At 68.2% G+C, this 10939-nt stretch carries 10 protein-coding genes and 1 pseudogene; 4 read left to right on the top strand and 7 right to left on the bottom strand.

What is annotated here, in order from left to right; all coding sequences use genetic code 11:
- From ACWELQ_RS24530 to ACWELQ_RS24510, 5 genes are all read right to left on the bottom strand, one after another.
- A partial coding sequence (locus ACWELQ_RS24530; RefSeq protein WP_452399390.1) for a hypothetical protein occupies positions 1 to 543 on the bottom strand: 543 nt, incomplete at its 3' end.
- Between the two features lie 236 nt (positions 544 to 779).
- Positions 780 to 1901, bottom strand: coding sequence for a hypothetical protein (locus ACWELQ_RS24525; protein WP_452399389.1), 1122 nt, complete (start codon positions 1899 to 1901; stop codon positions 780 to 782).
- A gap of 194 nt (positions 1902 to 2095) precedes the next feature.
- Entirely contained in the window at positions 2096 to 2317 is a 222-nt protein-coding gene (locus tag ACWELQ_RS24520) for a Trm112 family protein (RefSeq protein ID WP_452399388.1), read from the bottom strand.
- A gap of 10 nt (positions 2318 to 2327) precedes the next feature.
- Positions 2328 to 2825, bottom strand: coding sequence for a GtrA family protein (locus ACWELQ_RS24515; RefSeq protein ID WP_452399387.1), 498 nt, complete (start codon positions 2823 to 2825; stop codon positions 2328 to 2330).
- The gene (locus ACWELQ_RS24510; protein ID WP_452399393.1) at positions 2822 to 5026 is read right to left on the bottom strand and encodes a hypothetical protein; all 2205 of its coding nucleotides are present in this window, start codon (positions 5024 to 5026) and stop codon (positions 2822 to 2824) included. The genes ACWELQ_RS24515 and ACWELQ_RS24510 overlap by 4 nt, the downstream gene beginning before the upstream one ends.
- Positions 5027 to 5473: 447 nt before the next feature.
- On the opposite strand from ACWELQ_RS24510, the gene ACWELQ_RS24505 reads away from it, so the two are divergent.
- The 3 genes from ACWELQ_RS24505 to ACWELQ_RS24495 are packed head-to-tail and all read left to right on the top strand — an operon-like array spanning position 5474 to position 8127.
- Positions 5474 to 6499: a glycosyltransferase family 2 protein gene (locus ACWELQ_RS24505; protein ID WP_452399392.1), complete on the top strand. Its 1026-nt coding sequence runs from the start codon at positions 5474 to 5476 to the stop codon at positions 6497 to 6499.
- Positions 6496 to 7635, top strand: coding sequence for a dTDP-4-amino-4,6-dideoxygalactose transaminase (gene rffA, locus ACWELQ_RS24500; protein WP_452399386.1), 1140 nt, complete (start codon positions 6496 to 6498; stop codon positions 7633 to 7635). The genes ACWELQ_RS24505 and rffA overlap by 4 nt, the downstream gene beginning before the upstream one ends.
- A gap of 15 nt (positions 7636 to 7650) precedes the next feature.
- Positions 7651 to 8127 carry a nuclear transport factor 2 family protein gene (locus ACWELQ_RS24495; RefSeq protein ID WP_452399385.1) on the top strand — a complete coding sequence of 159 codons (477 nt, stop codon included), beginning with the start codon at positions 7651 to 7653 and terminating at the stop codon, positions 8125 to 8127.
- On the opposite strand, the gene ACWELQ_RS24490 is transcribed toward ACWELQ_RS24495, so the two are convergent.
- Together ACWELQ_RS24490 and ACWELQ_RS24485 are read right to left on the bottom strand one after the other, a co-directional pair.
- On the bottom strand, positions 8094 to 8852 hold the full coding sequence (locus ACWELQ_RS24490) for an aquaporin (RefSeq protein ID WP_452399391.1): 759 nt from the start codon (positions 8850 to 8852) through the stop codon (positions 8094 to 8096). The genes ACWELQ_RS24495 and ACWELQ_RS24490 overlap by 34 nt on opposite strands.
- 156 nt (positions 8853 to 9008) lie before the next feature.
- The gene (locus ACWELQ_RS24485; protein ID WP_452399384.1) at positions 9009 to 9713 is read right to left on the bottom strand and encodes an enoyl-CoA hydratase-related protein; all 705 of its coding nucleotides are present in this window, start codon (positions 9711 to 9713) and stop codon (positions 9009 to 9011) included.
- 182 nt (positions 9714 to 9895) lie between these two features.
- On the opposite strand from ACWELQ_RS24485, the pseudogene ACWELQ_RS24480 reads away from it, so the two are divergent.
- Positions 9896 to 10381: pseudogene (locus ACWELQ_RS24480) on the top strand (SMI1/KNR4 family protein); the annotation flags it as partial.
- Positions 10382 to 10939 lie beyond the last annotated feature (558 nt).

The raw sequence follows: 10939 nt of genomic DNA, 5'->3' as shown, positions 1-10939 counted from the left end.
CTCCAGGCCACCGGCCCGGCGGGCCAGGGGCCTTCCACGGCTGTCCATCGGTGCCACCGCACGCGCCGAGATACCGCCCAGCAGCACGCAAGCCAGCGTCGCGAGGGCGACGAAGACAGACACGACGAATACCCAGAACCCGGGTCCGAGGCTCATGGTGACGTGCGCAGGCGGGTCGTGCAGCATGGAAACAAGGTCGATCACCAGGGTCACGGCCAGCCCGACGGCCATGCCCACGCCCGCCGACGTGACCGCGCGAGCCGCCCCGAACCGCCTCGCCAAGCCTGTCATCAGTAGCGAGCCACCGATCACCAGCGCCACAGCCGCCACGATCATGGAAATACCGAGCAGCTGCTGAGTGTGCGCGGGCTGATTCGAGACTCTGCTGCCGCTGAACGACCAAGCGCCCCACGTCGAGTGGTACCGGTCGGCAATCGAGCGAGGCACACGTGCGTCCTGGGCGAGCCGATACTCCCCCAGCCGCAGCAGCGAACCCGCCACGAAAAGGGCCGCGAGCAGCATCGACAGGACACCAGCCAGCACATCGAATCCACGGCCCTTGACCGGAACCCGAACTCCACCAACCGGAGCCGGTACTTGCGTATCCGGCCACGGGGGCGCCTGTCCGGGTGGCGGGGATTCCGGACCGCCGGAGAGCGGCTGGGCGAATGGAGTGTGCGAACTGCCGCCTGGGCCATACGGATTCTGCGATGGAACTGGTCCCCCGAAAGTGCTCACCCAGGAACCCTAATCGATTCTCCGGCTGCGGCCCGGACGCGTCATTGCCCCTGCGGGGGCTGCACCCAGCCCGGCTGCGGCTGCGGCGACCCCTGGTGGGGTTGTGGCCAAACCGGTTGAGACGGAGTCGGATTCTGTGGCCACGCCTGCGGGACCTGCGCTGGGTTCCAGCCCTGGTGGTGGCGGAGGACCGGGGTGTACGGGGTGCGGAAGGCCGGTTTCGTGGCGGTGGCCAGGACGGCGAGCACGGTCACGAGCAAGGCGATGGCGGTGGCGGCGAACAGCAGCCAGCCGCCGAGCTTGAAGTCGGAGAGCTGTACGGGACCCGAGAGTTCGATATCGATCGTATCCAGCGAGAACAGCAGGCCGGACGCGAAAAGGAAAGCGGCACAGGCTGATGCCATCAGCCTGCCGCGCCCCACGAACGACAGCACCGCCGCGATCAAGGCCGCGACCGCGCCGAAGACCGGCACGGCGCCGGAGAGCTGTACCTCGTGGTTCCATGCCGACCAGAGCGAGACCCCGGAAGACTGATCGAAGACCGTGGCGGCCACCATCAGAACGGACAGCGGGATCAGCAGGATGCCGACCGTGATGTCGAGGCCACCGGCCTTCGCGCCGAGCGGCCGCCCGGCACTGTCGATCGGAGCGCTCGGGCGCGTCGCGGCACCGCCGAGCGCGACGGCGACCAGCGCCGCCACGGCTATGGGCAAGGAGACGGCGAAGATCCAAAAGCCCGGTCCGAGGCTCGTGGTGACCGTCGAATCGCTGGTGATCAACGCGGAGACGACGTCGGCGACGGTGGCCACGGAGACTCCGAGGGTCATGCCCGACGCCGCGACCGCGACCCCCAGCGCCCCGCGCCGTCGGGCCGCGAGTCCGGTCAGCAGCAGCACCGCACCGACCGCGCCCACCAGCGCGGACACGATCATCGGGATCCCGAGCCACTGTTGAGTAGCTCCGGAGGAATCCACGACATCGGCATTGGCGAGTGACCATGCGCCCCATTCCGTATGGAACGCCTCGAGCCCGTTGGAGGGATTCCCGGCGCCACGGAACTCGGCCAGTCTCAGCATCGAGCCGACCACGAACAGCACCGCGAGCAGGATCAGCAGCCCACCGGCGGCCAGTGCCGCCGCGCCGCTGCGAGCCGGAACCGGCACTCCGCCAACCGAACCCGGCGATCCCGGTCCCGGGGGCGTCTGCGGCATCGGTCCGCCCGCACCCGGGGGTGCGAACGGGTTCGGTGAAAAACCGCTCGGATCATACGGATTCTGCGATGGGCCTGGTCCCCCGAAAGTGCTCACCCGGGAACCCTAGTGGATTCCCGGGTGCGGGGTCGGGCGGGAGAACGCCGTCAGTTCTGGGTGAGGAAGAGGGTGTGGTCTTCGTCGGAGACGTCTACGGCTTCGTCGATGAGGAGGACGGGGATGCCGTTGTCTACCGGGTAGGCGCGGTGGAGGCGGGGGTTGTAGAGGACGGTGTCACCGGTCGCGGTGTGGGCGAGGTGCAGGGGGCCCTTGTCCTGGGGGCAGGCGAGCAGGCTCAGCAGGGTGGCGTCCAGGGTTTCCTCCGACATGTCAGGGAATCTACCGGGCGTCGGGGGCGGGGGTGGAATCGGTGGTGCGGCGGAAGCTGATGTGGCGGTGGCCGAAGAAGGTGACCACCGCGACCAGGCCCATGACCACGACCGCGGCGGGCTTGGCCGGGGCGTGCAGGAGGGAGACCGACAGTTGCAGCAGGATCATGTTGAGCACCATGCCGACCAGGTTCACGCCGACGAAGGCGAGGAAGTCGCGCACGATGTGGCCGCGCACGCGGAACACCAGGGTGCGGTGCATGACGAAGGCGATCACCATGCCGACGGCGTAGGCCAGGGCCACCGACAGCGCGGCGGCCACGTCCTTGGACACCATGTCGCCGAGGATGCTCAGCCACGCGATGGTGAGCACCATGCCCATCAGCGTGTTGAATCCGCCGACTAGAGCGAAGGCGACCTCCTGCCGGCGCACCAGCCGTAGCAGCGGCCCGGCGGGCGCGGTGGGTTCGGGGTGCGCGGTGGAGGGCGCGGGCGGTGCGTCGGTCACCGGTCGGAGCCGACCAGGTGACGGTCCGGGTCGTCGTCGAGCTGTTCGAGCGCGGGCGCGTCCTGGCCGCGGCGACGATTCCGGATCCAGAGCCACTGCAGCAACGCTACGCCCGCCAGTCCGGCTGCGGCACTGCCGATTCCGATCTTCCAGCCCGGCGGCCGCCAGCTCACCTCCAGCTCGGCGTTCTGGGTGCCCGCCGGAATGTCCACGGCCACGAACACTTTCCCGACGGTGTGGAACGGGATGGACTTGCCATTGAGGGTGACCCGGTAGCCGGGCCAGGCCAGTCGCGCGAAGGTGAGGCTGCCGCCGGTCGGCGACGACACCCGCAGCGTGCTGGTGTCGTCGGTCTCCCCGGTGGAGGTGGCCTCGACGTCGTGGGCGTCGCCGATGCGGCCGTTGACCCCCGAGATGGGTCCGCCGTCGCGTTCGAGCACCCAGATGTATTTCTCGTGCCCGGGCACATCGACGAAATGCCAACCGTCCGGGGCAGGTTGGTTGCCCGCGTCGGGAAGCAGGGCCTTCTGCAACACGACTCGGTCGATGAGCATCAGATCGGCGAGCGTGCGCCCGGTGGTCGGCTCGGGGCTGAACAGTCGCCGGTAGGAGTCGGGGCAGACGCTGGAATCCCATTCCATGCACAGCATTTGCATGAAGTAGAAGTAGCCGTTGGGCGTGTACCCGTTGACGTAGCCGTCGCGTTCCAGATGCTTGGCGTAGTTGCCCCACACCAGCGAGCCGTAGGCGCCGTCGAGGCTCTTGTCGGCCGGTTGCAGCAGTCCGCGATTGGCCAGCTGAAGGGTGGTGCCGTCCTGGAACTTCGGGAACGCGGCCATCGCCTCGGTGCGGTTGGCGGGCAGGTTCCACGACATCGGGGTGGGCTGCACCCACCACACCTGGAACCAGGCGATGGGCACCATGGCCGCGATCACGAGCGCAGTGGCGGCGGAGACGCCGCGGGTGCGGCCCAGCCACACCGCGCCCAGCCCGAGCGCGATCACCACGGCCGCGGAGCCCAGATGCCAGGCGACGTCGTGCGGATCGGCGGAGAAGGTCCGCACCCAGAGCGCGAGTACCAGCACCAGTGCGGCGATGATCCGCTTGTTGCGATCCCGCAGCGTGCCGAAGCGACCCAGCAGCACGCACACCAGCACCAGCAGTCCCAGCGCGAGCATGGGCAGCACGCGGGCGGGCCAGCGCAGCGGGCCGACGACGCCGGGTCCGGCCGTCCACATCAGCGCCATCAACGCGAACAGGGCGATCGCGACGAACTGCTTCCAGTGTTTCTGCGCCGCTTTCCAATCCACGAACGCCAGCGCCGGAATCAGGAACCAGGCGATGTAGGTCATGGGCAGCGGCTGCACGTAGCCCCACCAGGAGGTGAAGGCGGGCATGGTGGTGGGCAGGCTCGGGTTCAGCGATTCCGACCACGGCACCGTCAAGAACTGGTCGTTATTGATCTGCGAGTTGCCGCGCGCGGTCACCTGCGCCGACAGCATCGAGGGCAGGAAGGTGAGCAGTCCCGCGAGGCCCGCGCACACCGCCGCGGCGATCAGTCGCCCGAGCGGCGCGAGCGCCTCGCGAGTGTTCGTCCGCAGCGCGCCGCCCTGGCACACCAGATACCCGACGGCGACGGCGAGCAGCATGAGCACGGCCTCGACCGACGGGAACACGTACTGCACCGAGATCGCCAGGTACAGGTAGACGAAGACCGGGATGGGCCCGCCCTTGCCGCGCAGATAGCGCTCCGAGGACGCCCACGCGTGGATCATCCACGCGGTGCCGGTCATGGCCGTGAACCAGCTGGCCTCGTCGAAGAACAGGAAGAATCCGGTGAACGGCATGGCCACACCGGCGACCGCGGCCCACTGCGGGCGCGCACCGTAGACCAGGCAGACCCGGTAGACGCCGAGCCCGGTGATGATCGCGAAGATCAGTTTGACGATGGTGGCGTAGACGACGAGGTTGGGCACCGAGGGCGCGATCAGATCGATCAGCAGCTGCGGCGGATTGAACAGTCCCGCTTCCTCATTGGTGTAATTGCCGGTCATCCACTGCTCGGGAATCAGCAGCGGGAAATGCCCGTCGCGGAAGGCGCGGCCGAAGTACACCCACAGTCCGCTGTACTGGGATTCGGTGTCGTCGGTGAAGAAGTGGCGGGAGTTGGCCAGGATGACGGCGAGGTAGCCGAGGGTCACCCCGAGCGAGGTGATGAGGCCCCAGCGGTACACCTCTCGCCGAGCGCTACGGTCGGGCGCGACCGGACGATCCGACGGCTGCGCCGTCTCCGTACCCTGTCCGGATTCGGTGGCCCCGACCACCTTGGAAACTGAGCTTTCCACCACGAGTTCCAGACCCTACAGGGCGCGGCTGTCGCTGACACTTGCGCAACCCTGTGTCCACGGGGCTTACGCGAACCTGCGGCAGACTGCGAGGTACGCAATGATGGGTTCGGTGATCACCCTTCGCGCCGATTGCCGCGACCAGCAGCGTGTTAGAGTTCACCGCGGCTCGGGCCCTGTTTTCCGGCGAGGAGTTCCGCCACACACCGTCATCGAAAGTACATTCAGCTGATGCCGATTCCGTCCGCCCGTACGCATGCGAGCGACCCCAGCGTGACCTCCGGCGGCGAGCGCCCCGTGCGGGTGCACGCGGTGTCCGTCGTGGTGCCCGTGTATCGCGGCGAGGACACCATCGCCACTCTCGTCAGCGAGCTGGACAAGCTCGGTGAGCCGAACACCACACCGCAGGGCGCGCGTTTCGCGGTCGAGGAGATCGTGCTGGTGCACGATCACGGACCCGACCGCTCCGATGTGGTGCTGCGCGAACTCGCCGAAACCTACCCGCAGGTGCGAGTGGTGTGGTTGAGCCGCAACTACGGTCAGGACGCCGCCACCATCGCGGGCATGGCCGAGGCGCGCGGCGACTGGACCGTCACCATGGACGAGGACGGCCAGCACGATCCGGCGTTCATCGGCGACTTCCTGGACGCGGCGCTCAACGAGCGTGCCGATCTGGTGTACTCCAAGCCGGTCAACACCCGCCCGCACGGGTTCCTGCGCAATATCACCTCGCGCGGCGCGAAGCTGGTGCTGGCGACGCTGTTCGCCTTCCCCGACTCGACCCGGTTCGAGAGCTACCGCCTGATTCGCGGCGATATCGCCCGGCAGCTGGCGCAGGTGGCCTCCAATGGCGTGTATCTGGATGTGGCGCTCACCTGGGTGGTGGGCGATGTCGCGCAGGTGCCGGTGCAGTTGCGCGCCGAGGGCCGCGAGGAATCCGGATACAACTATCGCCGCCTGTTCTCGCTGTTCTGGAAGATGGTGCTGTGCAGCGGAACTCGCGGCCTGCGCGTGGTGAGCATGCTGGGCGTGACACTGGCGCTGGGCGGGCTCGGCATGGCGGGCTGGGTGGTCTATCACCGGCTGACCAACAGCAGCGGTGATCCCGAGGGCTGGGCGTCGCTGATGACGGTGCTGCTGCTGTGCTCGGGCGCGATCCTGTTCTCGCTGGGCCTGATCGCCGAATACCTCGGTGTGGCACTGCATGTGCTGGTCGGCAAGCCGCTCTACCTCACCGTGCAGACGCCGACCCCGCGCCCCGAGCAGCTGCGTGATCGGCACGACGGCAACACCATTCGGTTCGAGAACGAGGGAGTCCCGCGCGCGTGAGCAGTGACCGCATCATCTTCAGCCGTCCTTTCCGCGCCGCGGGCGAACTGCCGAACGTGGAGGCGGTGCTGTCCTCGGACCACAGCCACGGCGACGGCCCCTTCACCGCGAAGGCCACCGCGAAGCTGCGCGAGATCACCGGCGCGCCGCACGCGCTGCTGACCACCTCCTGCACGCACGCGCTCGAAATGGCCGGGCTGCTGCTGGAACTCGGGCCCGACGACGAGGTGATCGCGCCGAGCTTCGCGTTCACCTCCAGCGCGACGGCCATGGCGATGCGCGGGGCGACCGTCGTGTTCGCCGATATCGACGACGCGACCGGCAATCTCGATCCGGAGTCGGTGGCGCGGGCGATCACGCCGCGCACCAAGGCCGTCATGGTCATCCACTACGGCGGCGTGGCCGCCGATATGGAAGGGCTGCAGCGGCTGGCGGATTCGCACGGCTTCGCCATCATCGAGGACAACGCGCACGGGCTGGGCGGCTACTACCGGGGACGCCCGCTGGGCACCATCGGAACGGTCGGCGCGCTGTCGTTCCACGACACCAAGAACGTGCACTGCGGTGAGGGCGGCGCGGTACTGCTCACCGACGAGATCCTGATGGCGCGCGCGGAGATCATCCGCGAGAAGGGCACCGACCGGGCGCGGTTCCTGCGCGGCGCGGTGGACAAGTACTCGTGGCAGGACATCGGATCCTCGTATCTGCCCAGTGAATTGAACGCCGCCGTGCTGGACGCGCAGCTCGCCGAGTTCGAGACGATTCAGCGCAACCGGCACCGGGTGTGGGACCACTACGCGGCCGCGCTGCCGGAGTGGGCCGCCCGCAACGACGTTCGGCTCATGTCGGTGCCGGAGGATCGCGAGCACACCGCGCACCTGTACTACCTGCGGGTGCCGACCGAGGATCGCCGCGACGACCTCATCCGGCATCTGGGGCAGCTCGGCATCGTGGCCCCGTTCCACTATGTGCCGCTGGACTCCTCCCCCGCCGGGTTGAAGCTGGGCCGCACCCCGTTCCCGTGCACGCGCAGCGCCGAGTTCTCCGCGACGCTGGTGCGGCTGCCGTTGTGGCCGGGGCTGACCGAGGAGCAGTTGACTCGCGTCGTCGACGGTGTCACCAGCTTCACCGTCTGACTACTCTCGGTGGGCATGAGCTCTCTCGCCGACAGCACCGCCATCACGAATCTGATCGCGAAGTACGCGGAACTGGTCGACGACGGCGATTTCGCCGCCGTCGCCGCCCTGTTCAGCCATGGCGTGTTCATCGGCAGCGGCACCGCGATCGAGGGCCCGGAGGCCATCGAGAAGATGTTCCGGGCCTTGGTGATCCGCTACGAGGACGGCACGCCGCGCACCCATCACGTCACCACCAACACCGCCGTCGAGTTCGGCGCTGCGGATACCGCGACCGCGCGCTCCTATTTCACTGTCTTCCAGGCTCTTCCGGACCTGCCGTTGCAGCCGATCGCCACCGGCCGCTATCACGACCGCTTCGAACGCGCCGACGGCGCGTGGCGTTTCACCGAACGCACCGTCCATACCCTGCTGACCGGTGACCTCAGCCACCACCTCAGGGTGCGGGCGGATCTCGTTCAGGCGGAACGCCGCCCGAACACACCGGCGTAGGCCAGGGCGCCGAGCGCGCCGCCGATCAGCGGGAACACGATGAACGCCCACAACTGGCCCCAGGCGTCCGTCTGGAAGGGGGCCGAGGCGAGGCTGCGCGCCGGATTGATCGAGGCATTGTCGACCGGAATCGCCACGAAATTGGTGACCGCCAAGGTGATTCCGATGGCCACCCCGGCCAGGGCGGTGTCGGCCACCTTATCGGTGACGGCCAGCACCACCAGCACGAGCAGCGCCGTCAACACCACTTCGACGATGACGACCGAGGCGAGGCCGTAGCCGTCCTTGGCGAGGGCCCGCTGCGGCCCGTACTCACCCCAGCCGTTCGCGGCGAGCCCGTCGACGTCCCGGTGGTAGTCGGGCAATCCGGCCGCGACGGCGTACACGAGCAGGCCGCCCACGAGAGCGCCCACCGCCTGTGCCGCCGCATACAGCCCCGCCGTCACCGCGTCGATCCGCCCCAAGAGCACATGCCCCAGTGTAACAGCGGGATTGAGGTGACATCCGGACACCCGCCCCAGCGTGTAGGCCAGGCACAACAGCGTGAACCCGAAGGCCAGCGACACCCCCAACGCCCCCACCCTCGCCCCCGCGAGCACGGCGGTCCCCACCCCGCCGAACACCAGCAGAAATGTCCCCACCGCTTCCGCGACGACCTTCCGCACCACCGAAACTTCGCCCCGATCAACATCTTCCGCAACCACACCGCCAGCAGCACGCGCCATGACCACCCACCCCTTCGAGGTAAGCATCATCGAAAAATGATGTTGCATAAGGTTTTCCGAGCCAACACCCTCACCACGACAAGGGCCGCCCACCGGTTCACCGCCCTGGCCCGAGTCGGGAACATCACCGGGTGGCGGTGAGCCGGCTCGCCGTACTCAGCCTGCGGTGGAATCGTGGTTGTATTCCGCGACAGATCCGAGCAGGGCCGCGGTGGCGTTGCGGTAGAGCGAGGACTTGACGTGGCCGAGGGCGGGGCCGCTGGTCGCGGCCAGGCTTTGGGCATGCTGCACAGCGGATTTCAAGAGATCGTGTTCGTCGGCGATCGCGTCGACCAAACCCGCCGTCACCGCTTCGGTCCCGCCGTAGCGGTGCCCGGTGACCAGGGCACGACGGGCCGCGGGCAGCGGTAACTGCGCCTGGGCCAGTTCGACCATCCCGGGAGCGTAGTTGACGCCGAGCGTGACGCCGGGGAAACACAGGTAGCCGCGATCTCCCCGCATTATCCGGTGATCATGCGCGACCGCGAGAAAGGCCCCGGCGCCATAGGCGTGACCGTTGATCGCCGCGACGGTCGGCATCGGCAGGGTGAGAATTCTGGCGAACAACCGCAGAAGATGGGCAACGTTCTCGTTGATCAGATCCGGGTTTCGCGCACCCCATTCCACATCGAACCCGGTGGAGTAGAACTTCCCGTCACCGACCGTGACCAGCCCGCACGGCCCGCGGGTCGCCGCGACCTCATCCAGCAGAGCGTCCACTTCACCGACCCAAGTCGGATTGAACCGGTTCTCGGTATCCCGCTCACCCAGGTCGCCCAACTGGACGACGAAAACCTGTCCCTCGCGCTGCAAGTACGGCATCGCGCCAACATATCCCACAAGCCGGGTGGTCTTTCACGCCATGGCGATGGTCACGTGCGGTGTTGCCGGGCGGTCCCGTCGAGACCGACTTTCGATCTTGATCCAGACAAATCAGGACACCCGTTCCGGGTATGCAGCATACTTCTAGCTAACATCGCGGCGCGACGACAGCGGGGATCGAGATGACGGGTGGCGTGGACCTGACCGGGGTCCTGACGGAATTGATCGACGGCTTCATCGTGCAGCGGGAGCGGCGCGCCGTGCTGATGCCCGAGCTCTACGCGCCACCGACGTGGCCCCGGCCCGGTGCGTCGGAGTCGGATCTGGCCGCGGCCGAGGAACGCCTGGGCCGTCGGCTCGATCCGATTCACCGGCAGTTGCTGCAGGTCGCGGACGGCTGGCCGGAATTCGACGGCAGCCGGAACCTGTTGGGCACGGCCGATATCGGACGGTCCCCCGCCTGGGGTTCGGCGCAGGAGATGATCGAGATCTACGCGCAGGAGGGCGGCGACACCATGTTCGGCTGGCCCGCCGACCCCGCCGACGCGGTGCCGATCTGCGAATACTCGCATTCCACGGCGTTCGTCATCATGTCCGACGGCCCGGACCACACCGCCGGGCAGGTTCGCGATTTCAGTTCCGGATCGAACTCGGTCTTCCACACCGTCGAGACCTGGCTGCGATGCGAGCTGGCGAGCGAGACCGACTGGCTGGACGGCGAATCGTACGGTCCGCACGGCCGCGCCTGGCGGCGGCCGGTCACCGCCGAGAGCCCCGATATCCGGGAGATCGTGGCGAAACTGGCCGAGTCCCGGCGTGCCTTCCGCGCGATCCGCCCGATCTGGCTGCCCGAACCGGGACCGGATTCCAGCCCGGGCGCGCCCCCGGACCGGATCGACGCGATGACGCGGGAACTCGCCCTCCCGACCGAGCACCGGCTGCTGCTCTCGATCACCGACGGCTGGCCGAGCATCGCGCCGGTCGCCCATTCCGTGAACGGCTTCGGCGCCGTCGACCTGCTGAGCTCAGCGGAACTGGGGGACGGCGCCCGCTGGCGGGCGGCCGTCGCCAAGGCTCACGTCGCCGCCCGACGCCTGGAAACCGCCACCGGCGAACCGGTCTCGATACACCCGGACCTCACCCCCTTGGCGGCAGCTGCCAGGGCGCGACCGTGGTGCCGACGATGGAGACGATGAGCAGCAGCAGCGTCGAGTTCAGCCCGCCCG

Source organism: Nocardia sp. NPDC004722 (genome assembly GCF_053601505.1).
The sequence above is the reverse complement of the archived record's forward strand: the minus strand, read 5'-3'. Positions and strand labels throughout refer to the sequence as shown.